26 protein-coding genes are annotated in these 24,092 nt (G+C 65.1%); 6 read left to right on the forward strand and 20 right to left on the reverse strand.

Going from position 1 to position 24,092, the window contains the following annotated elements; all coding sequences use genetic code 11:
- Nucleotides 1-54: 54 nt before the first annotated feature.
- Genes arsC through ACFB49_RS01700 form a run of 7 tightly spaced genes read right to left on the reverse strand, consistent with a single transcriptional unit; the run spans nucleotide 55 to nucleotide 3,961 of the window.
- Nucleotides 55-396 carry an arsenate reductase (glutaredoxin) gene (arsC, locus tag ACFB49_RS01670; RefSeq protein WP_380875087.1) on the reverse strand — a complete coding sequence of 114 codons (342 nt, stop codon included), beginning with the start codon at nucleotides 394-396 and terminating at the stop codon, nucleotides 55-57.
- Nucleotides 393-776 (reverse strand): ACT domain-containing protein, encoded by a 384-nt coding sequence (locus ACFB49_RS01675; RefSeq protein WP_380875089.1) that lies wholly within the window; start codon nucleotides 774-776, stop codon nucleotides 393-395. Before ACFB49_RS01675 ends, arsC begins: the two co-directional genes overlap by 4 nt.
- Nucleotides 749-2,101 (reverse strand): acetyl-CoA carboxylase biotin carboxylase subunit, encoded by a 1,353-nt coding sequence (gene accC, locus ACFB49_RS01680; protein ID WP_380875091.1) that lies wholly within the window; start codon nucleotides 2,099-2,101, stop codon nucleotides 749-751. Before accC ends, ACFB49_RS01675 begins: the two co-directional genes overlap by 28 nt.
- A gap of 6 nt (nucleotides 2,102-2,107) precedes the next feature.
- Complete coding sequence (accB, locus tag ACFB49_RS01685; protein WP_380875093.1) at nucleotides 2,108-2,581, reverse strand: acetyl-CoA carboxylase biotin carboxyl carrier protein; 474 nt, start codon at nucleotides 2,579-2,581, stop codon at nucleotides 2,108-2,110.
- A gap of 51 nt (nucleotides 2,582-2,632) precedes the next feature.
- Nucleotides 2,633-3,067, reverse strand: a complete 435-nt coding sequence (aroQ, locus tag ACFB49_RS01690; protein WP_380875095.1) for a type II 3-dehydroquinate dehydratase — start codon at nucleotides 3,065-3,067, stop codon at nucleotides 2,633-2,635.
- Nucleotides 3,068-3,109: 42 nt separating this feature from the next.
- Nucleotides 3,110-3,541, reverse strand: coding sequence for an RES family NAD+ phosphorylase (locus ACFB49_RS01695; RefSeq protein ID WP_380875097.1), 432 nt, complete (start codon nucleotides 3,539-3,541; stop codon nucleotides 3,110-3,112).
- A 12-nt stretch (nucleotides 3,542-3,553) separates the two neighbouring features.
- Nucleotides 3,554-3,961: an antitoxin Xre/MbcA/ParS toxin-binding domain-containing protein gene (locus ACFB49_RS01700; protein WP_380875099.1), complete on the reverse strand. Its 408-nt coding sequence runs from the start codon at nucleotides 3,959-3,961 to the stop codon at nucleotides 3,554-3,556.
- Between the two features lie 95 nt (nucleotides 3,962-4,056).
- Here ACFB49_RS01700 and thiS point away from each other — a divergent pair, with 95 nt between their 5' ends.
- On the forward strand, nucleotides 4,057-5,064 hold the full coding sequence (gene thiS / locus ACFB49_RS01705) for a sulfur carrier protein ThiS (RefSeq protein ID WP_380875101.1): 1,008 nt from the start codon (nucleotides 4,057-4,059) through the stop codon (nucleotides 5,062-5,064).
- A 99-nt stretch (nucleotides 5,065-5,163) separates the two neighbouring features.
- Here thiS and ACFB49_RS01710 read toward each other — a convergent pair whose 3' ends face one another.
- From ACFB49_RS01710 to ACFB49_RS01725, 4 genes are all read right to left on the reverse strand, one after another.
- Entirely contained in the window at nucleotides 5,164-5,925 is a 762-nt protein-coding gene (locus ACFB49_RS01710) for an SDR family NAD(P)-dependent oxidoreductase (RefSeq protein WP_380875103.1), read from the reverse strand.
- Between the two features lie 117 nt (nucleotides 5,926-6,042).
- Nucleotides 6,043-6,825, reverse strand: coding sequence for a hypothetical protein (locus ACFB49_RS01715; RefSeq protein WP_380875104.1), 783 nt, complete (start codon nucleotides 6,823-6,825; stop codon nucleotides 6,043-6,045).
- A gap of 76 nt (nucleotides 6,826-6,901) precedes the next feature.
- Nucleotides 6,902-8,314: a type I glutamate--ammonia ligase gene (gene glnA, locus ACFB49_RS01720; protein WP_380875105.1), complete on the reverse strand. Its 1,413-nt coding sequence runs from the start codon at nucleotides 8,312-8,314 to the stop codon at nucleotides 6,902-6,904.
- A gap of 75 nt (nucleotides 8,315-8,389) precedes the next feature.
- A complete protein-coding gene (locus ACFB49_RS01725; protein ID WP_380875107.1) occupies nucleotides 8,390-8,728 on the reverse strand; it encodes a P-II family nitrogen regulator in 339 nt (112 codons plus the stop codon).
- Nucleotides 8,729-8,941: 213 nt separating this feature from the next.
- Here ACFB49_RS01725 and ACFB49_RS01730 point away from each other — a divergent pair, with 213 nt between their 5' ends.
- Nucleotides 8,942-9,619 (forward strand): endonuclease V, encoded by a 678-nt coding sequence (locus tag ACFB49_RS01730; protein WP_380875110.1) that lies wholly within the window; start codon nucleotides 8,942-8,944, stop codon nucleotides 9,617-9,619.
- Nucleotides 9,620-9,977: 358 nt separating this feature from the next.
- Here ACFB49_RS01730 and ACFB49_RS01735 read toward each other — a convergent pair whose 3' ends face one another.
- Nucleotides 9,978-11,513: a M20/M25/M40 family metallo-hydrolase gene (locus ACFB49_RS01735; RefSeq protein WP_380875113.1), complete on the reverse strand. Its 1,536-nt coding sequence runs from the start codon at nucleotides 11,511-11,513 to the stop codon at nucleotides 9,978-9,980.
- Nucleotides 11,514-11,614: 101 nt separating this feature from the next.
- On the opposite strand from ACFB49_RS01735, the gene ACFB49_RS01740 reads away from it, so the two are divergent.
- Nucleotides 11,615-12,760 (forward strand): aspartyl/asparaginyl beta-hydroxylase domain-containing protein, encoded by a 1,146-nt coding sequence (locus tag ACFB49_RS01740; RefSeq protein WP_380875115.1) that lies wholly within the window; start codon nucleotides 11,615-11,617, stop codon nucleotides 12,758-12,760.
- Here the strand turns inward: ACFB49_RS01740 and ACFB49_RS01745 are convergent.
- The 5 genes from ACFB49_RS01745 to ACFB49_RS01765 form a co-directional block, all read right to left on the reverse strand.
- Complete coding sequence (locus ACFB49_RS01745; protein ID WP_380875118.1) at nucleotides 12,754-13,845, reverse strand: hypothetical protein; 1,092 nt, start codon at nucleotides 13,843-13,845, stop codon at nucleotides 12,754-12,756. The two genes, ACFB49_RS01740 and ACFB49_RS01745, sit on opposite strands and share 7 nt — an antisense overlap.
- 60 nt (nucleotides 13,846-13,905) lie before the next feature.
- A complete protein-coding gene (locus tag ACFB49_RS01750; RefSeq protein WP_380875120.1) occupies nucleotides 13,906-14,226 on the reverse strand; it encodes a DMT family transporter in 321 nt (106 codons plus the stop codon).
- A gap of 181 nt (nucleotides 14,227-14,407) precedes the next feature.
- Nucleotides 14,408-15,256 carry an AAA family ATPase gene (locus tag ACFB49_RS01755; protein WP_380875123.1) on the reverse strand — a complete coding sequence of 283 codons (849 nt, stop codon included), beginning with the start codon at nucleotides 15,254-15,256 and terminating at the stop codon, nucleotides 14,408-14,410.
- A 66-nt stretch (nucleotides 15,257-15,322) separates the two neighbouring features.
- Nucleotides 15,323-16,030: an HAD family hydrolase gene (locus ACFB49_RS01760; RefSeq protein WP_380875126.1), complete on the reverse strand. Its 708-nt coding sequence runs from the start codon at nucleotides 16,028-16,030 to the stop codon at nucleotides 15,323-15,325.
- Between the two features lie 3 nt (nucleotides 16,031-16,033).
- On the reverse strand, nucleotides 16,034-17,806 hold the full coding sequence (locus tag ACFB49_RS01765; RefSeq protein ID WP_380875128.1) for an ABC transporter transmembrane domain-containing protein: 1,773 nt from the start codon (nucleotides 17,804-17,806) through the stop codon (nucleotides 16,034-16,036).
- A 145-nt stretch (nucleotides 17,807-17,951) separates the two neighbouring features.
- Here ACFB49_RS01765 and ACFB49_RS01770 point away from each other — a divergent pair, with 145 nt between their 5' ends.
- From ACFB49_RS01770 to dgcA, 3 genes are read left to right on the forward strand one after another with little or no spacing between them, the layout of a single operon-like run.
- A complete protein-coding gene (locus tag ACFB49_RS01770) occupies nucleotides 17,952-19,178 on the forward strand; it encodes a polyhydroxyalkanoate depolymerase (RefSeq protein WP_380875131.1) in 1,227 nt (408 codons plus the stop codon).
- Nucleotides 19,162-20,721, forward strand: a complete 1,560-nt coding sequence (locus tag ACFB49_RS01775) for a hypothetical protein (protein ID WP_380875134.1) — start codon at nucleotides 19,162-19,164, stop codon at nucleotides 20,719-20,721. The genes ACFB49_RS01770 and ACFB49_RS01775 overlap by 17 nt, the downstream gene beginning before the upstream one ends.
- 3 nt (nucleotides 20,722-20,724) lie before the next feature.
- Nucleotides 20,725-21,729, forward strand: coding sequence for an N-acetyl-D-Glu racemase DgcA (dgcA, locus tag ACFB49_RS01780; RefSeq protein WP_380875137.1), 1,005 nt, complete (start codon nucleotides 20,725-20,727; stop codon nucleotides 21,727-21,729).
- Here dgcA and ACFB49_RS01785 read toward each other — a convergent pair.
- From ACFB49_RS01785 to ACFB49_RS01795, 3 genes are all read right to left on the reverse strand, one after another.
- A complete protein-coding gene (locus tag ACFB49_RS01785; protein WP_380875140.1) occupies nucleotides 21,726-22,208 on the reverse strand; it encodes a pyridoxamine 5'-phosphate oxidase family protein in 483 nt (160 codons plus the stop codon). The two genes, dgcA and ACFB49_RS01785, sit on opposite strands and share 4 nt — an antisense overlap.
- Nucleotides 22,209-22,299: 91 nt before the next feature.
- The gene (locus tag ACFB49_RS01790; RefSeq protein WP_380875141.1) at nucleotides 22,300-23,475 is read right to left on the reverse strand and encodes an acetyl-CoA C-acyltransferase; all 1,176 of its coding nucleotides are present in this window, start codon (nucleotides 23,473-23,475) and stop codon (nucleotides 22,300-22,302) included.
- Nucleotides 23,476-23,505: 30 nt separating this feature from the next.
- Complete coding sequence (locus ACFB49_RS01795) at nucleotides 23,506-23,964, reverse strand: MaoC family dehydratase (protein ID WP_380875143.1); 459 nt, start codon at nucleotides 23,962-23,964, stop codon at nucleotides 23,506-23,508.
- Nucleotides 23,965-24,092: the final 128 nt, after the last annotated feature.

The raw sequence follows: 24,092 nt of genomic DNA on the forward strand, positions 1-24,092 counted from the left end.
ATTTCTCGCGACAAGGGCACGCTGGTCAAGTTTTCACGGCCGCGACGCCTGCCGTCAGAGGATTTCCAGCACCTTGTCCTGCGGCCGGCAGAGGCGGACACCCTTGTCGGTTTCCACCAGCGGACGCTCGATCAGGATCGGATCGGCGACCATCGCGTCGAGGATCGCGTCATCGCTCGCACCCGATGCGATCAGCGCCTTGGCCGCATCTTCCTTGGTGCGCAGCCCGTCGCGCGGGCCGATCCCGGCCTTCTTGTAGAGTTCGGCCAGCTTGGCGCGGGTGGGCGGGGTCTTGAGATATTCGACCACCGTGACGTCGGCGCCGTTCTCCTCAAGGATCGCCAGCGTCTTGCGCGATGTGCCGCACTTTGGATTGTGCCAGATGGTGGCTTTCACGAACGGTCTCCCGAAAGTTGGTTGAGCACGGCCATGGCATCGATGCGTCGATCCCATGGCACGAAGATATGATCGTGATAATGGCCGGCGACGACATTCGCGCTGATGCCGGCCTTGGCGAGCGCCGTGCTGATCGCGGCCGTAAGGCCGACGGCCGCCAGGCTGGAATGGATGGTCAGGCTGATCCTTGCCCAGCCGCCATCCGCGTCTTCTGCGATGACGGTCTCGCCTTCATCTTCGCGGATCAGCGCGAAGGCGCCTTCGGTGGGGCCGTCTGAGCGGAAGGCATAGGGCCGGTCGTAAAGCCGCGGCTCCATGCCTTCCAGCAAGCGGTTGAGGTTCGTCTCTCCGGTCAGGCGGGTTCCTGCTCGGCCAGCCACTGTTCCAGCCACTTGATCGTGTAATTGCCCTTCTGGAAATCGGGATCGTCCAGCAGCGCCTGGTGGAGCGGAATGGTGGTCGTGACGCCGTCGATCACGAACTCTTCCAGCGCACGGCGCAGGCGGCGGAGCGCGCCTTCGCGGGTCGTGCCATAGACGATCAGCTTGGCGATCATGCTGTCGTAATAAGGCGGAATGCGGTAGCCGGCGTAGAGCCCGCTATCGACGCGGACATTCATGCCGCCCGGCGCGTGGAACTGTTTCACCAGGCCGGGCGAGGGCGCGAAGGTGCGCGGATGCTCGGCATTGATGCGGCATTCGATCGCGTGGCCGCGGAACTGCACATCTTCCTGCCGCAAGGTCAGGCCATGGCCGTCGGCGATGCGGATCTGCTCGCGGACGAGGTCGAGACCCGTGATCGCCTCGGTCACCGGATGCTCCACCTGCAGGCGGGTATTCATCTCGATGAAGTAGAATTTCCCGTCTTCGTACAGGAACTCGATCGTGCCCGCGCCGCGATAGCCCATTTCGGCCATCGCCTTGGCAACGATCCCGCCCATCTCATCGCGCTGTGCAGCCGAGATGACGGGGGAGGGAGCTTCCTCCAGCACCTTCTGATGGCGGCGCTGCAGCGAACAGTCGCGTTCGCCCAGGTGGATCGCCTGGCCCTTGCCGTCGCCGAAAATCTGAAACTCGATATGGCGGGGATCGCCGAGATATTTCTCCATATAGACGGTGGCGTCGCCAAAGGCCGCCTTCGCCTCCGATCCCGCCTGCGCCATCAGGGTTTCAAGCTGTCTTTCTTCGGGCACCACCTTCATGCCGCGCCCGCCGCCGCCGGAGGCAGCCTTGATCAGCACGGGATAGCCGATCTCGGCGGCGACGCGCTTGGCCTCGCCCAGGTCGGTCAATGGACCGTCCGAACCCGGCACCAACGGCAGGCCGAGCTTGGCCGCGGTCAGCTTCGCCTCGATCTTGTCGCCCATCGTCCGGATATGCTCCGGCTTCGGGCCGATCCAGATCAGGTTGTGGCTCTCGACGATCTCGGCAAAGCGGGCATTTTCCGAAAGGAAGCCGTAGCCCGGATGGATCGCATCGGCGCCGGTGATCTCGGCCGCGGCGATGATGTTCGGGATGTTGAGATAGCTTTCGACCGCGGGCGGCGGGCCGATGCACACCGCCTGGTCGGCCAGCCGCACATGCATCGCCTCCGCGTCGGCGGTGGAATGCACCGCGACGGTCTGGATGCCCATTTCATGGCAGGCGCGATGGATGCGCAGCGCGATTTCGCCGCGGTTGGCTATGAGTACCTTGTGGATCGCCATCGCTATTTACTCGACGATCAGCAGCGGCTGATCGAATTCCACCGGCTGGCCGTTCTCGACGAGAACCTGCTTGACGGTGCCGCCGCGCGCCGCGGTGATCGGGTTCATCACCTTCATCGCCTCGACGATCAGCAGCGTCTGGCCGGCGGAAACCTTGTCGCCCGGCGACACGAAGGGCGCCGAGCCCGGTTCGGCGGCGAGATAGGCGGTGCCCACCATCGGCGACTTCACGGCGCCGGGATGATCGGCGGGCGCGGCTTCGGCGGTAGGCGCGGGGGCAGCGGCCGGCGCGGCGGCGACGGGCGCGGCCGGGGCATAGGCCACGGGGGCAGCGACGGGAGCGGCCTTGCGCACAACGCGGACGCGGCGCTCGCCGTCCTCGACCTCGATCTCGGTGAGCTTGGTGGCATCCAGCAGCTCGGCAAGCTGCTTCACCAGATCGACATCGACCCGGATCGGGCCCTCATGCTTGTCGGTCATTCGGTCTGACCCTTCCCTGTTTGTCTTGTTTCCGAGTTGCGCGCGCTACTGTCAGAGCTTGGCCGCCGCGTCCAGCGCGAGCGTGTAGGAAAGCGCGCCGAAACCCGCCACCGTGCCCTTCGCCGCCATGCCGACAAAGCTCTTGTGGCGGAAGCTCTCCCGCGCATGCGGGTTCGAAAGATGCACCTCGATCACAGGCACCTCGATCGATTTGATCGCGTCGTGAAGCGCCACCGACGTGTGCGTATAGCCGCCGGGGTTGAGGATCACCGCCTTCGCAGGCAGTGCGTTCGCCTCGTGCAGCCAATCGATCAGATGGCCTTCATGATTGGACTGCCGCATGTCGATGGTGAGGCCGAGTTCGCGGGCCTGATCCTCCAGCCGGTCGGCAATATCGTCCAGCGTGTCCGAACCATAAATCTCCGGCTCGCGCAGGCCGAGCAGGTTGAGGTTCGGCCCGTTCAGAACGAAAACCATATCCGCCATGCAAATTCCCCCTTGGTGGCGATCCCCTATAGGGGCGCGGTGTCAGGCCGGGAAGAGACGGCTGTCCCAAGGCCAGCGCGCATGCCGGATGACCTGCGCGCGTGCCGCCTCGCCATGTAGCGGATTGAGCAACCAGTTGAAACCGCCCGGTGCGATTGCCGATGGCGCGCGCAGCAATGCCGAGCGGCGTTCGGCCAGCCAGCTTGTGCCCCAAACAGCGCTTTTGGCCGGATCGTCGAGCAGCTTCGGCGGGGCATCCTCCGAAGTCACCTCATCCGATATGTGGATCTCGATAAGCTGGAAGGGCGGCGGAACGGACCGCACCTGCAGATGGACCAGCACTTCCAGCATCGCGAGCGCGCTCGAGTCGGCGGTGTAGACGATCGGCCGGCCGCGTTCATGCCATCGGCCGCTGGCGACGATTCCGCCCATGCCGTCCAGCACCGCATATTCGGATATGCGCCACAACCGCATCGATGCGGTCGATCAGGCCAGCATGCCGTGACGCGCCTGCAGCAGCAGGTTTTCGACCAGTTGCGCCCCCGAATGGGTACGCAGCAGATCGAGCGGGCTGATCCCTTCGAAGCGATCCTTGGGTTCGCGCAGCCAGTCCATCGCCGCCGCCCGGCCACCCAGCACGTCGGATGCGAGTTCGAGCAGTTCGGCGAAGCGTGCGAAACGGTCGCTTTCCTCGGGCGTTAATGCTTCGTCATCGGCAAGGCGACGCTCCAGCGTGCGCCGCTTGGCGACGATCCGCGCGACATCGGCGAGCGTCACGGCGGGGTCGGCCACCAGTTCGCGCACCGCCTTTGCGGGCAAACCACGCTCCACCCCGCGCGCGCGATCGAGCGCCGGCGCGTGAAGAAAGCGGTCGAGAGAGAATGCCGTTGCCATTTGTCGTATATATATGCGTCAAATGTCAGGCGATCAAGCCGGTGGACAAGCCCGCGACAAATCCTAGATGGGGGCGGACGAAGGAGTGATCTGACATGAGCCTTGCTGACGGCACCATCCAGTTGCGCGTGAATGGCGAGCATCGCCGCGTGCCGACCGGGCTCACGCTGGCCGCGCTTGCTGCCGAGCTCGGCCTTGATCCCGACAAGGTCGCCGTCGAGCGCAATCTCGAAGTCGTGCCGCGCTCCACGTTGGAGGACGTACTGGTCGAAGATGGCGACGAGCTGGAGATCGTCCACTTCGTCGGCGGTGGCGATCATGCCGCCAAGGTCGATGACGATAGCTGGACGGTCGCTGGCCGCACCTTCCGCTCGCGGCTGATCGTTGGCACCGGAAAATATAAGGATTTCGCCCAGAACGCGGCCGCGGTCGAAGCGTCGGGCGCGGAAATCGTCACGGTTGCCGTCCGCCGGGTCAATATCGCTGATCCCAAGGCGCCGATGCTGACCGACTTCATCGATCCGAAGAAGATTACCTACCTGCCCAACACCGCCGGTTGCTTCACTGCGGACGAGGCGATCCGCACGCTGCGCCTGGCGCGCGAGGCGGGTGGCTGGGATCTGGTGAAGCTGGAAGTGCTGGGTGAGGCGCGGACGCTCTATCCCGACATGCGCGAAACGCTGAAGGCGACCGAGACTTTGGTCAAGGAAGGCTTCAAGCCGATGGTCTATTGCGTCGACGATCCCATCGCCGCGAAGCAGCTTGAGGAAGCCGGCGCCGTCGCGATCATGCCGCTGGGCGCGCCGATCGGTTCGGGCCTTGGCATCCAGAACCGCGTCACCATCCGCCTGATCGTCGAAGGCGCGAAGGTGCCGGTGCTGGTCGATGCCGGTGTCGGCACAGCGTCCGACGCAGCCGTGGCGATGGAGCTTGGCTGCGACGGCGTGCTGATGAACACCGCCATCGCCGAGGCCAAGGACCCGATCCTGATGGCGCGGGCGATGAAGGCCGCGGTCGAAGCCGGCCGGATGGCCTATCGGTCTGGCCGGATGGGCCGGCGCATGTATGCCGACCCGTCCAGCCCGCTGGCGGGGCTGATCTAGCAACAGTCCGTCATCCCAGCGAAAGCTGGGATCTCAGGCAATGGAGCGCGCGCTAGCGGCACGAGATCCCAGCTTTCGCTGGGATGACGAGTAGTGAGATTAGCCCGCGACCGTGAACCCGCCGTCCACCGGCAATGTCTGGCCCGTGACCCAGGACGCGCCCGCACTCGTCAGGAACAGCACGGCCCCGGCAATATCCTCCGGCTTGCCCAGTCGGCCGGCTGGCGTGCGGGCGAGCGTGGGTTGCGACCATTCGGGATTGGCGAAGGTTCCGGCCGTCATCCGGCTCTCGGTCAGGCCCGCCGCGACCGCGTTGACGCGGATTCCATGCTTGCCCCATTCGACCGCGAGCACGCGGGTCAGCCCCAATATACCCGTCTTGGCGGCGCCATAGCCGGGCACGATGCCGATCCCGAAATAGGATGACATGGAGGCGATGCCGACGATCGAGGCGCCGCCCGCGAGAGTGCTTTTTGAAAGCGCGTCAAAGCAGCCCTTCGCCATGCGATATGCCGATGTCAGGTGCATGTTGATCGCGCGGCTGAAGATTTCGGGATCATATTCATCCAGGCCGATCGAGGGCAGAGCCAGGCCGGCATTGTTGATCAATATGTCCAGCCCGCCGGCACTGGCGGCCGCGGCGACGCGCGCGACGCTGTCCGTATCCTCGATGTCGAGCTGGAGGTAGCGGTAGCCCGACAAATCCTCGTCATAATCGCTGGGCGCGGCGCGGGTGCCGGTGATCGTCACGTCCGCGCCGGCCGCGCGATAACCGGCTGCGACGGCGGCGCCGATCCCGCTCGTGCCGCCGGTCACGAGTATTTTCGCGCCGGAATAGTCGTAGCGCGCAACATTCGCCATGGATCACCCTCTCCGATATTTCGGGGCGATCTTATGGACGCGGCGACATGCTGGCGAGGCCCGCTTCATCTGCGCGAAAGCGCTTGCCGGAATGCGCAATCGAATGGCGGGGAGGCATCAGCCTTTGGCTATGTCCTCGAAGCGGATGCGCGAGCCCGCGACGGCGGCGTCCAGCGCTACGTGACCGAGCGCTTCCATGTCATGCTCCCGCGCTGCCGCCAGGATGGCGTGGCGCGTCGCCAGGGCTGTCATGCGCGTCCAGAGGTTCTGCCCGACGCCCCGCTTGGTGAGGCTCGGCACTATGGTGCCGATATGACGGACAGCTGCGTCGATCGTCAGATCCGGCGGCAGTTCCACCCCAAAGCGCGGCCGGCCGAAATCCGCACTGCCAACCGTGCTCGCCGCATGAGAGAATAGCTCGTTGATGATCTGCTGGTCGAACGGGAGCCCCGATGTTCCCGCCGACTGCCAGAGCACGCCGGGATCGGTGACCTCGCCGATCAGGGCCATGCCGATCGCATCGCCGAACAGATAGGTGCGCCCGTTGGTAGCTTCGACAGCCACGACATGCGGCGCTTCCAGCGGCTCGCCCGCCAGAGCGCGCGACCGGATCGCGCCGGCCTGCGCGACCTGCCCGGCCACAGCCGCCATGACATAGACGAGGTTGATCGGATTGTTCTGGCCCTGGGCCGCGAGCGCCTGCGCGACGGCCAATACCATTTCGTCGAGCAACTCGGTCATTGCCCGCAAGCCTTCCTCCTCGCGCGCAGTGTCGGCCGCTGATTTCGGCTGTGGGGCGGGCTCGGCAGGGCGGATTGGCGCGGCGACTGGAGCCGGCTCCGCCGCCGGCACCTCGATGCGCGATGCCTTCTTGCCGAACAATCTGTCGAACAAACCCATGCCTGCTGGCCCTAATGAAAAGAGGTTCCGGAGCAGTGCCCCGGAACCCCCTTCCTGTCCACGGTCTGATTGCGGATCAGGCCGAGTAATACATGTCATATTCGACCGGGCTGGGGGTCATTTCCCAGCGATAGACCTCGGCCCACTTGAGCTCGATATAAGCGGCGATCTGGTCGTCGCTGAACACGCCGCCCTTCAGCAGGAAGGCATTGTCCTTCTCGAGGCTCTCGAGCGCTTCGCGGAGCGAGCCGCAGACGGTCGGGATGTCCTTCAGTTCTTCCGGCGGCAAGTCGTAGAGATTCTTGTCCATCGCTTCGCCCGGATGGATCTTGTTCTCGATGCCGTCGAGGCCGGCCATCATTAGCGCAGCGTAGCAGAGGTACGGATTGGCCATCGCGTCCGGGAAGCGGAACTCGACGCGCTTCGCCTTGGCGCCCGTGCCGTACGGGATACGGCAGGAAGCCGAACGGTTGCGCGCCGAATAGGCCAGCAGCACCGGCGCTTCATAACCCGGCACCAGGCGCTTGTAGCTGTTGGTGGTCGGGTTGGTGAAGGCATTCAGCGCCTTGGCATGCTTGATGACGCCGCCGATGAAATACAGGCACATGTCGGAAAGACCGGCATAGCCATTGCCCGCGAACAGCGGCTCCTTGCCCTTCCAGATCGAGATGTGGGTGTGCATGCCCGAGCCGTTATCTTCCTTGATCGGCTTCGGCATGAAGGTTGCCGTCTTGCCATAGGCCTGGGCAACCTGGTGGACGACATACTTGTAGATCTGCATGCGATCGGCGGTCGTCACCAGCGTGCCGAAGGTGAGGCCGAGCTCGTGCTGCGCGGCAGCGACTTCGTGGTGATGCTTGTCGCAGGGCAGGCCCATTTCGATCATGGTCGAAACCATCTCGCCGCGGATGTCGACGGCCGAGTCGACCGGCGCGACCGGGAAGTAGCCGCCCTTGGCGCGCGGACGGTGACCGAGGTTGCCGCCTTCATATTCGCGGCCGGTGTTGCCCGGCAGTTCGATGTCGTCGATCTTGTAATAGCTGGTCGAGTAGCTGTTCTCGAACCGCACGTCGTCGAACATGAAGAATTCGGCTTCCGGGCCGACATAGACGGTATCGCCGATGCCGGTGGACTTCAGGAACGCTTCGGCGCGCTTCGCGGTCGAGCGCGGATCGCGGGCGTAGAGTTCGCCAGTCGACGGCTCGACGATGTCGCAGACCAGGATCAGCATCGGCGTCGCCGAGAACGGATCGATCCACACTGCGTCCAGATCCGGCTTCAGGATCATGTCGCTCTCGTTGATCGCCTTCCAGCCTTCGATCGACGAGCCGTCGAACATCAGGCCGTCGGTCAACTCATCTTCGCCGATCAGGCCGGCGACCATGGTCAGGTGCTGCCACTTGCCCTTGGGATCGGTGAAGCGGAGATCGACCCACTCGATCTCCTTGTCCTTGATGAGTTTCAGAACGTCAGAAGCCTTATTGGCCATGTCACTTCGCCTTCCGATTGAAATCCCTAGAGTTTCGCGGGTCATTCGCCCACGCATTCCTTGGCCCGGCCGCGATCAGATCGCGTCGGCGCCCTTCTCCCCCGTGCGGATGCGCAGCGCGCTTTCCACCGGGATCACGAAGATCTTGCCGTCGCCGATCCGGCCCGTCTGGGCGGCCGCAGCGATGGCTTCCACAACGCGATCGGCGAGATCATCGTCGACCACCACCTCAAGCTTCACCTTCGGCAGGAAATCGACGACATATTCGGCGCCCCGATAAAGCTCGGTATGCCCCTTCTGCCGGCCGAAACCCTTCGCCTCGGTAACGGTTATTCCGGATACGCCCACCTCGTGCAGCGCTTCCTTCACCTCGTCGAGCTTGAACGGTTTGATGATCGCTTCGATTTTCTTCATGGGCGTTCCCTCCCGCTCGAACGCTGACGCGCGTTCTTCAATAAGCGTGCCAAATGGTGCGGCGCAAGAATGCGTCGCGAATCCGGTGCTGACTTTCGCTGCGGTGCCGCAAGAAGCAGCAGAGGGCAAGATTGTGCCTGAATCTTGTGCAGAATTTCGTGCGGAATGCGGCCGGAGCGGTCTTATTGGGGCGGCCTCGATTCGGAGTGGGGGATGGAGGTGAGTCGGGACTGGCTGGATGTAGCGACGCTCAAGGAGGCCACCGGCGTCCAACGGCTGATCGCCGGGCGGGTGGAGGTGCTCGACCGTCTCGGGCCGATAAACCGGATCGCGGGGGCGGATGTATCGATGAAGTGGCGCGACAGCTACGGGCCGGTCCACGCCGCGATCGCGCCGCTCGACGGGCAGGCCGCCACTGCAACGGCGATCCCGCCTTTTCCTTACGTGCCCGGTTATCTCGGCTTTCGCGAGGTGCCTGTGCTGCGGCTGGCCTGGGAGCGGCTGACGGTGAAGCCCGATCTCCTGATCGTCGATGGCCTGGGGCAGGCGCATCCACGCCGTGCCGGCATTGCCAGCCATTTCGGCGTTGCGGTCGACGTGCCGACGATCGGCTGCGCCAAATCGCTCCTCTGTGGCGAGGTGGCGGGCGAGGTGGGGCCATATCCGGGCGATCGTGCGCCGATCGTCCATAAGGGCGAAGTCGTCGGTATTGCGCTGCGGATGCGAGCGCGGGCGGCCCCGATCTATATAACCATCGGCCATCGCATCTCGCTCGCCAGCGCCGTCGACTGGGTATTGCGCCTCAGCGACGGCCGCAGACTGCCGCCGCCGATCCGGCTGGCGCATGACGCCGCCAATGCCGCGCGCCGAGCCTTTGACGCGCGAAGTTGAGGAAGTTGAGGGTTGCGAGCGCTTTTGGGGGCCTCCGGCGCCAATTGCGCCTCCGAAGCGGCGGTATGGCGACGTGCCGGCGACAGTGACGCGACACCCATGCGACGATGACGTGCCACCGGCGCGACCGCCATGCCGCAGCGGCGCGCCACCTGCGCCCGCCCAATGCACCACCGACACTCCGGCAACGCGACCAGGCAGTGCGGGAAGGTTGCCGGCATGTGGGAGCGAAGCTTGGCGCGCGGCCGCCGATAGCTCGCGATAATCGTGCCGTTCCATCGACCAGCGTAGAACAGATAAAGTCCTACATTGAAAGCTTCGGACCCCCGATCCTTGCAAGGCGCCGAGCGGCGCCTGCTCACCCGATCGCCGCAATCTCGTAGAGGAAGTCGACGAAACCCATCGCGGCGTCGTCCATGCCGGCGACCTTCGGGTTGCTGCTTTCCAGCACGAAATATTCGTCAGGGGCATGCGCGCCGCTGCCATGGCCCAAGCCGAACTGGCCCGCGGGCAGGCCGACGGGCTGGCCGGTAAACACCACGCCCGGCCAGGAGCCGGCAAGGCGCGGGTAGATGGTCGTCGGCACCTTGTTGCGCGCATAGACGGCAAGCTGCGCCTTCACGAGCTTGCTGTCCTCGGCCGTCTCGGTCGGGTCATAGCCGCCCGACACGTTCATCTCGACATCCTTGAAGCCATGCTTGTCGAGATGCGCGCGGATCTTGGCGACGGCCTCATCCTTGGTCTGGTTGGGGACGATGCGGCAGTCGATCTTGGCGACGGCGCGGCCCGGCAGCACCGTCTTGCCGCCCGGCCCGGTGTAACCGGAGACCAGCCCTTCGATATTGATCGTCGGCACGGCCGCCAGCCGTTCGAGCGCCTGTTGCCAGGGCAGGTCATCGATCCATGTCTTGACGCCGAGCTGGCGCTTGGCGTCGGCCTCGCTCATCGTCCGTCCGGCTTCCGCGATCAACGCGCGTTCGCGTGGCGTCAGCGGGCGGACATTGTCCATGTAGCCATCGACCACCGGCATATTGCCGTCCGGACTGACGAGCGTGGACAGTGCCGAGACCAGCCGCCAGGCGGGGCTGTCGACGCGGGCCTTTTCGCTCGAATGGATATCCTTGGCCGGGCCGCGGCCCCATTTCTCGCCCGACGCGATCAGCTCGAACTCGATCACACCCTTGGCGCCGAGATTGACCGCGGCGCCGCCGGTGGAGGGGCTCTGCCAGCCGGTCGGGATGATCACGCCGACGCATTTCTTGAGCGCGGCGAGCACGTCGGGGCGACGGACGATCTCGCTGAAATGCGGCGATCCGATCTCCTCCTCACCCTCGGCGACGAGCACGAGGTTGACCGGCAGCTTGCGGCCGGCCGCGCGGAAGGCGTGGAGCGCGGCCAGAAAGTTCGCTTCCGGCCCCTTCTGGTTCACGGCGCCGCGGCCCATTACCACCTTGCCGAAGCCGGGCTTGTCGATCAGTCGTGCTTCGATCGGCGGCACCGACCATTCGGCCGGGTCATATTGCTTCACGTCATACATGAAGTAGATGCCCATCCACTTCTTGGCGCCGGCATCGAGCGTGGCGAACACGCCGGGATGGCCGCTGGTCGGCACGCGCTCGACATGCTGGAAGCCGGCGTCGCGGGCGAGTTCCATCATGTAGGAACAGCCCTTTTCCATGTCGCGATTTTCGGCTGCGATGGAGGGGAGGCGAATCCAGTCCTGCAGGCGCTGAACGGCGGTATCGTGATTGGCCTCCACCGCCTTGCGGATGGCGGCAAGGTCGCCACTCGCCGCGAGGGTCGCGCCGGGGGCGAAGAGTGCCGCGCCCGCCGCCGCGCCGCGCAGCACCGCCCGCCGATCCGCAAAGGTGCCGCTCTTGCTGTCGTCGCGCATGGACTCGCCCCCTGTTTTCAATGGTTTCTGGATTAGATCGTGGAATTGGCGCGGGCGCAAGCGCGCCGCTATAGAAGGGCCATCGGGGCAGGGAGCAGAATGTGGCGCTGAACGCGGCGGAAGCGGATGTGATGGTGCGCGAAGGCGTCGCGGCAATGCAGCGGCGGGACGCCGCCACCGCGCGGCGCCTGTTCGAGACGCTGGCCGATCCCGCCTCCGGTATTGTTCCTCCATGGATACTGCTCGCCCAGGCTTGCCGCCTCGAAGGCGATCATGCCGCCGAGGAAGTCGCGGTCGATCGCCTTCTCGCCGATCAGCCGCGCAATCTGCGCGCGCTGGTGATGAAGGGTGATTGCCGTGCGCGCCAGGGCGATGATCGCGCTGCCACCTCCTTCTACAGCCTAGCGCTCAAGGCCGCGCCGACCGACGGTAGCGTCCCGCAGGCGCTCGCCGCCGATCTGCAGCGGGTGAGCGAGGCGGTGCAGGCGCACCGGCGCGATTATCAGGCGCATATGGAAAGCGCGCTGGCGGCGATCGACGGCGGCGAGGCCGGACCGCGTTTCCGGCAGGCGATCGACATCCTTGCCGGTCGCAAGCAGGTGTATGTGCAGCAGCCCAACAGCTTCTATTATCCGGGCCTGCCGCAAATCCAGTTCTACGAGCGCGGTGCCTTCCCGTGGGTGGCGGAGATGGAAGCGGCGACCTCGGCCATCCGCGATGAACTGACGGCATTGATGGCGGAGGGCGAGGCCTTCGCGCCTTATGTTCAGGGCCGCGCTGATCGCCCGCGTCCGGCCAATCCCTTGTTTGAAGATCCCCGCTGGGGCGCGGCCTATATCCTCAAGGAAGGCGTTCTGGTCCCGGAAATGGCCGAACGCTGCCCGCGCACTGTCGCCGCGCTGGAGGCAGCACCCATGCCCCATATCCGTGGGCGATCGCCGATGGCGCTGTTTTCGCGGCTACACCCCGGCACCCATATCCAACCCCATAACGGGCTGCTCAACACCCGCCTGATCTGCCACCTGCCGCTGATCGTGCCGCCCGGCTGCCGCTTCCGCGTCGGCAATGAGGTGCGCGAGTGGGAGGAAGGCAAGATGCTGATCTTCGACGACAGCATCGAGCATGAGGCGTGGAATGACGGGGACAGCACCCGCGTCGTCCTGCTGTTCGAAATCTGGCGGCCGGAAATCGACGCGGCGGAGCGGCAGGCGCTGACCGCTTTGTTCGAATCGATCGTCGATTATTGATCCGGCATCGCCGCCACCGTCTCGGCGACGGTGACGAAGGGTGATGCGGTCGAATGCAGCACAAGTTCGCGCACGACCGCGCCGAACTGGGCCGGGGTCGGTTCGCCGGCAAAGAAGCGCGGCATCAGCAGATTGCCGGCGCTGTCGATCGCCACGCCATAGATCGGCCCTTCGACGGAAATCTTGCCGAACGATCCGTCGACCATCTGCGCGACATTGGCAGGCAGTTTCACCAACCGGAAGGCGCCGAGATCCTTGACCTCGGTGAAATAGACCAATGGATCCTTGGTCGATCGGCGGATCACCGCCTCGCCCAGCGGTGGCGTCGCGGTGCGGGCGACTTCTGGCAGGTTGCGTTCGGCCTTGATGTCGAACGGTATCCGCTTCGCCAGCACGGCAGGCAGCATGCTTTCCACCATATGGCTGTTGAACTGCGCCGGCCCTTTTGTCTGGCAGGCAGGCCCGCGGCACTCGCCATTGGCGGCAAGCACGGCGGCCCAGGGCAATTGGCGGAAGATCAGGTCGATCGCTTCCTCCTGCGATGGATCGCGCACCTTGGTGATCGTCGCCCGCATCTTGACCGCCCAGCCGCCAAGTTCGGCGAGGTAGAGATAGTCCATCACCGCGCTTGGGCCGGCGCCCGTTTTGTAGGTGCCCTTGAAGGCACGCAGCGGCACGGGTGAATTGCCGGGCGCCGCGATCGAGAAAGGTCCGTCGGCCCAGACGAAGGCTTGCGGCGATCGGGCAGCGATCGCGGCCAGTGCGCCCTTCAGCCCATGCTCCGGAACCGGACGGGGGTGGTAGAGGAAGATCGAAAGCCGCGTATGGGTTTCGCCGTCCTGCGCATCATAATTGATCGCGACATCGCTGCCGTCGGGCGCCAGCGCGACGATGCGGCTGCGCTTGAAGATGCCGTAGGCGGCCGGGAAGGTCGCGCCCGTGGCCCGGTGCGTCAGCACTCCCGTCGTCGGCTCGCCCGCCCAGACGGCCGGGTTCGCGCCCTCCTGGGGCTGGGCGAGCAGCGGAACTGCGGGGGCCGCCAAGGCCAGGGCGGCAAGGATACGGACAAGCCGGAAACCAATCATCACCTTACCCTGCCAGATGGGGCAGAGGGATGGAAGGCGTGGGTGTTCAGGCCCCGATGGTCAGGCTTGCGCGAACAGCTTGGTCCCGACGACGCCGACGATGATCAGCGCCATGAAGCCCATCTGCACCGGGTTCACCTGTTCCTTGAAGAAGATCGTGCCGAAGATGATGACACCCACCGCGCCAAGGCCGGTCCACACCGCATAGGCCGTGCCCGCGGAGATGCCGCGCATCGCAAGCGCCAGCAGCCCCATATTCACGAAGCTGAGCGCGATCGGGATGATGGAGGCCGTCCATGTGCCGCGCAGCGCCGCCCATTTCAGGCTCAGCGCCCAGCAGATTTCAGTGATCACGGCGATGCCGAGAATGGCCCATGCCATGGAGTTTCTCCTGTCATGGGCTCAGCCGGTGAAGCCACGGTCGGAAACCCAGAAGAGACCAAGGCAGGCGGATGGGCGGCGCCTATGGCGCATTGGCCGGCGTTTGGGAAGTCATATCTGGCAGGATCTCTGTCCTACAGGGTGCCTCCAATGCTATGAGGCAATCCTCAACTTCCTCAACTTAGTTCCCGGTCTGGCGCCGCGCGATGAAGGCCAGGCGTTCGAACAGCATCACGTCCTGCTCGTTCTTGAGCAGCGCGCCGTGGAGCGGCGGGATCGCCTTGCGGGCATCCTGCGATTGCAGCACGTCGAGCGGCATGTCCTCGGCCAGCAGCAGCTTCAGCCAGTCGAGCAATTCGCTCGTCGACGGCTTCTTCTTGAGGCCGGGGACGTCGCGGACCTCGTAGAAGATGTCCATCGCCCGGCTGACGAGGATCTTCTGGATGCCCGGGAAGTGGACGTCGATGATCTCCTGCATCGTCTCCCGCTCGGGGAACTTGATGTAGTGGAAGAAGCAGCGGCGCAGGAATGCGTCCGGCAGATCCTTCTCGTTGTTCGAGGTGATGACGACGATCGGGCGTTCGCGGGCGGTGATCGTCTCGCCGGTTTCGTAGACGTCGAAGCTCATCCGATCGAGTTCCTGGAGGAGATCGTTCGGGAACTCGATATCGGCTTTGTCGATCTCGTCGATCAGCAGCACGGGCAGTTCGGGCGAGGTGAAGGCCTCCCACAACTTGCCCTTGCGGATGTAATTGGAAATGTCGTGGACCCGCTCGTCGCCAAGCTGGCCGTCGCGCAGGCGCGCCACCGCATCATATTCGTAGAGGCCCTGATGCGCCTTGGTGGTCGACTTGACGTGCCACTGGATCAGCGGCGCACCGGTCGCCTTGGCGATCTCATGGGCCAGCACCGTCTTGCCGGTGCCGGGCTCGCCCTTCACCAGCAGCGGGCGGCGCAGCGTGACCGCGGCATTGACCGCGACCTTCAGGTCATCGGTCGCGACATAGTCCTTCGTGCCCTCGAAACGCACCCGCAACTCCCTTGCCGCCCACGTCAACCTTGGTCGGATAGGGGGCGGTGGCGCTGCTGGCAAGCGTCAGCGCGGCGAGGTGCGCAGTTCCTCGATCCAGCCAGGGAGGTCGGCAAGGCTCGTCAGTTCGCGATAACGGGGATGGTCGGCGGGCGGATCGGCCGCCTCATGCGCCCAGACGAGTGGGTAGGGGATCAGCGCCGCATGGGCGCCCGCCGCCAGCGCCGGAAGGATGTCCGACCGCACCGAATTGCCCGCCATCAGCGCGGTTTCGGCACTGCCGCCATGACGCGCAAAGGCGCGGACATAGGTGTCGGCGGTCTTCTCGCTCACCACCTCGACGCCGTGGAACAGGCTGCCCAGGCCGGACGCCGCAAGCTTCTGTTCCTGATGGAAAAGGTCGCCCTTGGTGATCAGCACCAGCCGCGACTCCGCCGCAAGCACCTCCAGCGCCTCGCGCACGCCGGGCAGCGGATCGATCGGATGGGCCATCATCTCGCGGCCCGCGGCCAGAATTTCGGCAATTACCGCCGTCGACGCCTGTCGGTCGCTGATCTCGAGCGCGGTCTCCAGCATCGAAAGCGTGAAGCCCTTGGCACCATAGCCATAGACCGCAAGGTTCCGACGCTCGATCTCCGTAAGCCTGGTTTCCACTGTTCCGGCATCGGCGAAGTCGGCCAGAAGCGCATTGAAGCGCTCATGCGTCAGCCGGAAGATCGTCTCATTGTGCCAGAGCGTATCGTCGGCATCGAGGCCGACCAGGCTGATCGCCACGGTCTACTCCACGCCCTCAAACTGCAGCCGCGCGAGGCGAGCATAAAGGCCGCCGCTGGATGCGAGCGCATCGTGCGTGCCTTCCTCGACGATGCGGCCATGATCCATCACGACGATGCGATCGGCGGCGCGGACGGTGGCGAGGCGGTGGGCGATGACGATCGTGGTGCGGTTCTGCATCAGCCGGTCGAGCGCGGTCTGCACCAGCCGCTCGGATTCGGCGTCGAGCGCGGAGGTCGCCTCGTCGAGCAACAGCAGCGGCGCATCGCGCAGCAGCGCACGGGCAATGGCGAGCCGCTGGCGCTGGCCGCCCGAAAGCCGCGCGCCGCCTTCGCCCATGAAGGTGTCTAGCCCCTGCGGCAGGGCGCGCAGGAATGTCGCGGCGTTGGCCGCCTCGGCCGCCGCCCACAGCGCCGCATCGTCGGCATCCCAGCGGCCGTAACGCAGATTGTCGCGCGCGGAGGCCGCGAAGATCACGGTTTCCTGCGGCACCATGGCGATGCGCGACCGCACCTCCGCCGGGTCGGCATCGGGCAAGGCGATGCCGTCGAGGCGTAACCTGCCCGCCTCTGGATCGTAGAAACGCTGAGCGAGCTGGAACAAGGTGGACTTGCCCGCGCCCGACGGGCCGACAACCGCCACCATCTCGCCGGGCTGAATCGCCAGACTGAAGTCGTCGAGCGCCTTCACCTCCGGCCGGGTCGGATAATGGAAGGTCACATTCTCGAAGCTCAGACTGCCCTTGGGGGGCAGGGGCAGCGGCACGGGATTGGCCGGCGGACGGATGTCCGGCACTTCCTGCAGCAGCTCGGCCAGCCGGCTGGCGGCGCCGGCGCCGCGGAGCAGATCGCCATAAACCTCGCTGAGCGCGCCGAATGCCCCGGCGACGAGCGCGCCCGAGAGCATGAACGCGGCGAGCGCGCCACCGGACATGGCACCGGAGGCCACGTCCATCGCGCCCTGCCACATCACCAGTGTGATCGAGCTGAAGACGAGGAACATGACGATCGCGGTCATGATCGCGCGCAGCGAAATGCGGCGCCGGGCCGTGCCGAATGCGGCCTCCACGGCGCCCGAAAAGCGGCCGCCCTCACGCGCTTCCTGCCCGAAGGCCTGGACGATCTTCATCGCGCCGAGCGTCTCTGCGGTCATCGCGCCAACGTCGGCGATGCGATCCTGGCTGTGCCGAGCCACCGTGCGGACGCGGCGGCCGAGGATGACGATCGGCACGATCACGACCGGAATGCCAAGCAGCAGCAGTGCGGTCAGCTTTGGTGCCAGCGTGAAAAGATAGGCGATGCCGCCGAGCGCGAGCACGAGGTTGCGAAGCGCGACCGAGGCGGTGGTGCCGACGACCTGCTCGATCAGGGTCGTGTCCGCCGTCAGCCGCGACGCGATTTCGGCGGGGCGATTTTCCTCGAAATAGCCGGGCGCCAGCGTCAGCAGGTTGCCATGGACCGCCGATCGGATGTCAGCCACCACGCGCTCACCGAGCCACGACACGAAATAGAAGCGCATCGCCGTCGCCAGCGCGAGGACGACGATGATCATCAGCAGATAATGGAAATACGGCGATACTTCGCCGCCCTTGGCGATGAAGCCGTTGTCGATGATCAGCCGTAGCCGCCACGGAATCGCCAGCGTCGCGAGCGCCGCCGCCAGCAGTGCGATGCCTGCGCCGACGATATGGCCCGGATAACGCGCGGCAAAGCGCCAGATGAGGCCGAGATTGCCGAGCTTGCGATCGGTGGGCGGAGACGGAGCGGGGTCGGCCATGCGCGCCCGCCTAGCAGGACCGGATGACCTGCTCAACGGTCGAGCAGCGCGGCTGCTGTCCCCGTCTGCGACTTTTGCTGCATTGCACCGTTAAGAAGTTTGGGCGTAAGCTCCTCACAACTCGCCATCCGGGATTCCCAATTCGATGCTGTACAACGCTTACGAAATGCAACGCACCCTGCTGGCGGGCGCCAGCACCTTCGCCAATATGGGGGCGGAGTGGATGCAGAGTCCCGCCAATCCGCTGTCTTACACCGCGATGGGTCCGCTGATGGCATCCGGTCTGGATGTGTTTGCCCATGCCTCGGCACCGCGCGGCAAGCCGGCGTTCGGCCTCAAGATGACTTTGGTAGACGGGAAACCGGTGCCAGTCTCCGAGGAGATCGTGCTGCGCAAGCCGTTCGGCCAGCTCAAGCATTTCGTGCGCAAGGGAATTCAGGGCGGCCCCAAGCTGCTGATCGTCGCGCCGATGTCCGGCCACTATGCCACGCTGCTACGCGGCACGGTGGAGCGGATGCTGCCGGAGCATGACGTTTATATCACCGACTGGCGCGATGCGAAGATGGTGCCGATGTCGGAAGGCAAGTTCGATCTCGACGATTATGTCGATTATGTCATCGAATTCCTGGAGCATATCGGCCCCGGCGCGCACATGCTGGCGGTATGCCAGCCGTCGGTGCCCTGTTATGCCGCGGCCTGCCTGATGTCCGAGGACAATAATCCGGCGCGGCCGCTAACGCTCACAATGATGGGCGGGCCGATCGATACGCGTGAAGCACCGACGGAAGTGAACACGGTGGCGACGCAGCGGCCGCATAGCTGGTTCGAGCAGAATGTGATCCACACCGTGCCTTTTTATTATCCGGGCGCGGGTCGACGGGTTTATCCGGGCTTCCTGCAGTTGACCGGCTTCATGGCGATGAACTTCGGCAACCACCTGATCAGCCATTGGACGATGTTCAAGCATCTGGTGGAAGGCGACGGCGACAGCGCGGACTCGACCAAGGGCTTCTACGACGAATATCGTTCGGTCTGCGACATGGATGCCGATTTCTACCTGCAGACGATCGATGTCGTCTTCCAGGATCATGCCTTGCCCAAGGGCGAGATGATGCATCGCGGCCGCAAGGTCGACCCTGCTGCGATCAAGGATATCGCCATCCTCGCGGTAGAAGGCGAGCGTGACGACATTTCCGGGATCGGCCAAACCAAGGCGGCGCTCAAGATTGCGACCAGTCTGCCCAAGGCTCTGAAGAAATATCACATGGCCGATGGCGTCGGACATTATGGCATCTTCAACGGCCGACGCTGGCGTGAGATCATCGCGCCGGTCGTTACGGGTTGGATCGCCGATCATGACAAACGCGATTAAGAGAAGATTGAGCGCGGCTGCCGCGCTGGGGCTGATGCTGGCTTCGGCGTCGACGGGGATGACTGCCCGTACGACCCAACTTCAGCCGCAAGCGGAAAAGCCGGATGCCAAGGGCGAGCTTCGCGCAGCGCTTGGCAAGTTGCAGCAGGAAGATTGCACCGGCGCGCTCGCCATTCTCGATCCGATGGCCGCGCGGATGGCCGGCAAGGAACGCAATCAGATCCAACTGCTGCGTATCCCCTGCCTCGGCAATGTCGGCCGTGGCGACGAAGTGCCGGCCATCTATCGTGAGATGGTGGCGGCCGACCCCGAAAGCCCCGGCGTGCGCGCCGTGGGCGTGTTCGTCGCAGTCAACGAGCGGAATCTGCCTGAAGCGGCGCGGCGTCTGACTTTGCTGGCGGAGGAGAGTCCCCAGGGCCTCGGCCCGATCAATAGTGCGATCGCGCGCGGCATCGTCCAGGATCTGACCCAGCGGCGCGATCTCGCCACCCGCAAGCGTCTCTATGTCGCGCTGGCAAGGGCGGATTGGCAGCCTTCGGACCGGCCGGATATGCGCGACAGCCTGGCGCAGGGGGCCATCGAGGCGCTGCTTGTCGACAAGCAGGTCACCGAGGCAGAGGCGATTTTGCCGCGCGTCACCATGCCCGAATTGCTGGTATCGATGGCGACCGAACGGCTATACCAGCCGCTCTGGCCCGCGATTGAAGCCCGGCTGGGTGAACATGGCGGTCGGGCTATCGACCGCTTTGCCCTGTCCCGCCTCGAAGCCTTTACCCGCAGCGAGAATGACGAGCGCACGCGGCGCGATGCCGTCCGCGCCTTCATCCTGCTCGGCCGCTATCCCGAAGCGATCGAGCTTGCGGAGAAAGTGCCGATCGCGGAGGGCATGAGCGAGGAGGCCGTGACGAGCGTCCGCTATCATGCCCAGGCGCTCGCCTCGCAGGGCAATCGCGCCGCCGCGGTCGAGCGGATGCGCGCCTTCACCAGGATCGATCCGAAGACGACGCCCTCGGTCGTTTCAGGGATGGTGGGCCTGGCCGAATTGCTCGACGAAGCAAGCAAGCCGGATGAGGCACTGGCCGTTGCGCGGGCGGCGCGCGAAGGCAGCGGCGATGCGATCAGCCCTTGGGGACGGGCCTGGCTGCGCCGGACGGAAATCTGCGCGCTCTCGACCCTTGGCCGCACGGCCGAGGCAAAGAGCGCCGCGGATCAGTTGATCGTCGATGCCAAGGATAATGAGGCTGCTGCGATCGAGGCCCTATTATGTTCGGGTCGTAACGACGAAGCCGCGAAGATCGCGATCGCGACGCTGGCCTCGCCGGAGGGCGCATCGACCATCGCCGATCAGTTTCAGCCCGATGGCGCGTTGTGGGCTCCCGCGGCATCGCGGCTGCGGGCGCTGTGGGGCACCTTCCTCACCCGTCCGGACGTGAAGACGGCGTTCGACAAGTCGGCCCGCATTCTGCCCAAGGCGCTGTGGCCGTCCAAGGATCCCCGCCCGATCCCGCGGCGCGGCACCGACGAACCTCTGACGATCACCTGACGCATGAATTCCGCTGAACCGCCGCGCCTCACCGCGCGGATCGAACGCTGGCCGGTCGCCGGCGCCTTCACCATAGCGCGCGGCGCCAAGACGCATGTCGATGTCGTCGTTGCGGAGATAGCCGACGGAGAACTGATCGGCCGCGGCGAGGCGACCGCCATCTATTATCACGGCGAAACCGCCGAGAGCGTGCTCGATGCGGTGGAGGCGATGGTTGGGCCGATCGCGGGCGGTGCGGGGCGTGACGAGGTGCAAACGCTGATGCCGCGGGGGGCGGCGCGCAATGCCGTCGACGCCGCGCTCTGGGATCTGGATTGCAAGCGTATAGGCCAGCCGGCGTGGCAGATTGCCGGCCTTGCCGAACCCACCCCGCTGCTGACCGCTTACACCATCTCGCTCGGCGAGCCGGACCGCATGGAGGCGGATGCGCGTGCCGCGGCAACTCAGCACCCTTTGCTCAAGCTGAAACTCGCAGGGGAGGGGGATGTCGCCCGCGTCGCCGCCGTTCGTCGCGGCGCACCCGAGGCGCGGCTGATCGTCGATGCCAACGAGGCCTGGACCGATCGTGACATCGTCGCAGAAGCGCAGGCGCTGGTGCCCTATGGCGTCGAACTGGTCGAGCAGCCGGTAAAGGCGGGGCAGGACCATCTGCTTGATGGCATCGTCTCGCCCATTCCGCTCTGCGCCGACGAGAGCTGCCAGGATCGCGCCGATCTCGCGCGCTGTGTTGGCCGTTACGCGGCGATCAACATCAAGCTAGACAAGGCCGGTGGGCTGACCGAGGCGCTGGCTCTGGCGGCGGCGGCGAGCGATGCGAAGCTGGAGATCATGGTGGGCTGCATGCTCTCCACCTCGCTCGGTATCGCGCCGTCCTTCCTGGCCGCGCAGGGCGTGCGCTGGGTCGATCTCGACGGCCCGTTGCTGCTGGCCGAAGATCGGGTGCCCGGTTTCGCCTTTTCAGGCGGAACCATGTCACCCCCGATCAACGGCCTGTGGGGCGAAGGCTAGAGCTGAACCTCGGCCACCTTGCCCGCATAGTCGGCCTTGGGATCGCGCCCCAGCAGGCGCTTGATCGCCGCTCCGAAGCTGGAAGCGCCCAGCCAGATCTCCGCCCGCTCGGTATCCAGCCGCAGCAAAGCAAGCTTGGGATCGTCGCGTCCGCCTTCGTACCAGGATGCGATGCGGCTGTTCCAGAAATGGTCGATCACCGCCGCATTGGTTTCCACGTTCAGATGGCCGTGGACACTGGCGAAAAGATCGTGATCCTTCGCCACATAATTGGCGATCGCATGGTGCGACTGGGTAAGCTTGCTCACCAGATTATTGTCGCGAGAGGTGAAGAAATAGATCGGCCCATGATCGTCGTCGAAGAAGGCGGTCATCGGCTGAGCATGGGCGTCGGCGGCGCCGACAAGCCCGATCATAAGGAATGGGCTGGCCTTCAGATCCTTCCAGAACCGGGCCTCGATTTCGGCTTCGCTGGGCATCTTGCTCTCCTCCGATCGTGTCGGAAAAGAACAGGCGGGGGCGGCGATCGTTCCTGTGAAAAGGGACGGCGCGAACCGCCCCTTCCCTTCGTCAGAGCACTTCGAACAGGCCGGCAGCACCCATGCCGCCGCCGACGCACATCGTTACCACGACGTAGCGGACACCGCGGCGCTTTCCCTCGATGAGCGCGTGGCCGACCATGCGTGCGCCCGACATGCCATAAGGATGGCCGATCGAGATCGCACCGCCGTTGACGTTGAGCAGGTCGTTGGGAATGCCCAGCGTGTCGCGACAATAGAGCACCTGCACCGCGAAGGCCTCGTTCAACTCCCACAGGCCGATATCGCCCATCTTGAGGTTGAAGCGTTCGAGCAGCTTCGGCACAGCGAACACCGGACCGATGCCCATTTCGTCCGGCTTGGTGCCCGCAACCGCCATGCCGACGAAGCGGCCGAGCGGCGCCAGGCCGCGGGCTTCTGCGACCGAGCGCTCCATGACGACGCAGGCCGAGGCGCCGTCCGAAAGCTGGCTCGCATTGCCGGCGGTGATGAAGCCCGACGGGCCGATCACAGGCTGCAAGGCGGTGAGGCCCTCCAGCGTCGTCTCCGGCCGGTTGCCCTCGTCCCTCGCCAGCGTCACCTGCTTCTGCGTGGTTTCGCCGGTCGCCTTGTCGGTGACGTTCATCGTCGCCGTCACCGGGATGATTTCGTCGTCGAACTTGCCCGCGGCCTGCGCGGCGGCCGTCCGCTGCTGCGACTGCAGGGAATATTCGTCCTGCGCCGCGCGGCTGACACCATAGCGGTTGGCGACGACCTCGGCGGTCTGCAGCATCGGCATGTAGACGTCGTCGTGCATGGCGATCAGTTCGGGATCGAAGCCGAGGCGCAGTTCCTTGGTTTGCACCATCGAGATCGACTCGACGCCGCCGGCGACGACCACATCTTCCTGGTCGACGATCACCTTGCGCGCCGCGATGGCGATGGCTTCCAGCCCCGACGCGCATTGGCGGTCCACCGACACGCCGGCGACCGTAACCGGCAGGCCCGCGCGCAACGCCGCAGTGCGGCCGATCGTCGCCTGCACGCCCTGTTGGAGGGCCGCGCCAATGACGACGTCATCCACTTCGGCGGGGTTCAACTTCGCCCGTTCGACCGCGGCACGGATGGCGTGGGCGGTAAGGGTCGGCGACGGCGTGGCATTGAACGCGCCGCGATAGGCCCGGCCGATCGGCGTGCGGGCGGTGGAAACGATGACGGCTTCACGCATGACCATGATCCTTGATGATCGATGAGGGGTTCAGAGGAAGACCTGGGCGATCCATTCGGCGATCAGCGCCGGCTTGTCCTTGCCTTCGATCTCAACGGTAAGCTCGCAGGTTTCCTGATAGCGGCCAGCGCCCTTTTCCTCGAGGTCGAGCAGCTTGAAATGGCCGCGGACGCGCGATCCCGACGGCACCGGCGTCAGAAAGCGGACTTTGTTGCCGCCATAATTCACGCCCATCTTGATGCCTTCAAGCGTCGGCGCGTCGCTCTTTTCGCGCATCACCGGCAGCAAAGAGAGGGTGAGGAAACCATGGGCGATCGTGCCGCCGAACGGCGTCATCTTTGCCATTTCGGGGTTCACATGGATGAACTGATGGTCACCCGTCGCGTCGGCGAAGCGGTCGATCATCGCCTGGTCGACCAGAATCCATTCCGAAGTGCCGACCACCTGGCCCTTTTTCGCCTGATAATCCGCAACGCTGATCGTAGCCATGCCCGGTCCTCTCCGATTTTGTCGGCGGTTGTCTGATATACGTTGACGTAAACGTCAAGTGCCGTGGCCTGTGACTGGCATCACCGCACATCGCCCCGAATCGGGGCATCAGGGACAGCAGTTGGTAG

The sequence above is a fragment of the Sphingomonas sp. DBB INV C78 genome, assembly GCF_042693015.1.
Lineage (GTDB): Bacteria > Pseudomonadota > Alphaproteobacteria > Sphingomonadales > Sphingomonadaceae > Sphingomonas_E.

Coding starts and splice junctions, on each gene's coding strand:
- ACFB49_RS01790 (WP_380875141.1), bottom strand. CDS start 23,475: ATGCGTGAAGCCGTCATCGTTTCCACCGCCCGCACGCCGATCGGCCGG.
- dgcA (WP_380875137.1), top strand. CDS start 20,725: ATGAATTCCGCTGAACCGCCGCGCCTCACCGCGCGGATCGAACGCTGG.
- ACFB49_RS01750 (WP_380875120.1), bottom strand. CDS start 14,226: ATGGCATGGGCCATTCTCGGCATCGCCGTGATCACTGAAATCTGCTGG.
- ACFB49_RS01795 (WP_380875143.1), bottom strand. CDS start 23,964: ATGGCTACGATCAGCGTTGCGGATTATCAGGCGAAAAAGGGCCAGGTG.
- thiS (WP_380875101.1), top strand. CDS start 4,057: ATGAGCCTTGCTGACGGCACCATCCAGTTGCGCGTGAATGGCGAGCAT.
- ACFB49_RS01770 (WP_380875131.1), top strand. CDS start 17,952: ATGCTGTACAACGCTTACGAAATGCAACGCACCCTGCTGGCGGGCGCC.
- ACFB49_RS01715 (WP_380875104.1), bottom strand. CDS start 6,825: ATGGGTTTGTTCGACAGATTGTTCGGCAAGAAGGCATCGCGCATCGAG.
- ACFB49_RS01775 (WP_380875134.1), top strand. CDS start 19,162: ATGACAAACGCGATTAAGAGAAGATTGAGCGCGGCTGCCGCGCTGGGG.
- ACFB49_RS01730 (WP_380875110.1), top strand. CDS start 8,942: ATGGAGGTGAGTCGGGACTGGCTGGATGTAGCGACGCTCAAGGAGGCC.
- ACFB49_RS01725 (WP_380875107.1), bottom strand. CDS start 8,728: ATGAAGAAAATCGAAGCGATCATCAAACCGTTCAAGCTCGACGAGGTG.
- accC (WP_380875091.1), bottom strand. CDS start 2,101: ATGGCGATCCACAAGGTACTCATAGCCAACCGCGGCGAAATCGCGCTG.
- ACFB49_RS01765 (WP_380875128.1), bottom strand. CDS start 17,806: ATGGCCGACCCCGCTCCGTCTCCGCCCACCGATCGCAAGCTCGGCAAT.
- ACFB49_RS01695 (WP_380875097.1), bottom strand. CDS start 3,541: ATGCGGTTGTGGCGCATATCCGAATATGCGGTGCTGGACGGCATGGGC.
- glnA (WP_380875105.1), bottom strand. CDS start 8,314: ATGGCCAATAAGGCTTCTGACGTTCTGAAACTCATCAAGGACAAGGAG.
- ACFB49_RS01785 (WP_380875140.1), bottom strand. CDS start 22,208: ATGCCCAGCGAAGCCGAAATCGAGGCCCGGTTCTGGAAGGATCTGAAG.
- aroQ (WP_380875095.1), bottom strand. CDS start 3,067: ATGGCGGATATGGTTTTCGTTCTGAACGGGCCGAACCTCAACCTGCTC.
- ACFB49_RS01710 (WP_380875103.1), bottom strand. CDS start 5,925: ATGGCGAATGTTGCGCGCTACGACTATTCCGGCGCGAAAATACTCGTG.
- ACFB49_RS01735 (WP_380875113.1), bottom strand. CDS start 11,513: ATGCGCGACGACAGCAAGAGCGGCACCTTTGCGGATCGGCGGGCGGTG.
- ACFB49_RS01700 (WP_380875099.1), bottom strand. CDS start 3,961: ATGGCAACGGCATTCTCTCTCGACCGCTTTCTTCACGCGCCGGCGCTC.
- accB (WP_380875093.1), bottom strand. CDS start 2,581: ATGACCGACAAGCATGAGGGCCCGATCCGGGTCGATGTCGATCTGGTG.
- ACFB49_RS01745 (WP_380875118.1), bottom strand. CDS start 13,845: ATGATTGGTTTCCGGCTTGTCCGTATCCTTGCCGCCCTGGCCTTGGCG.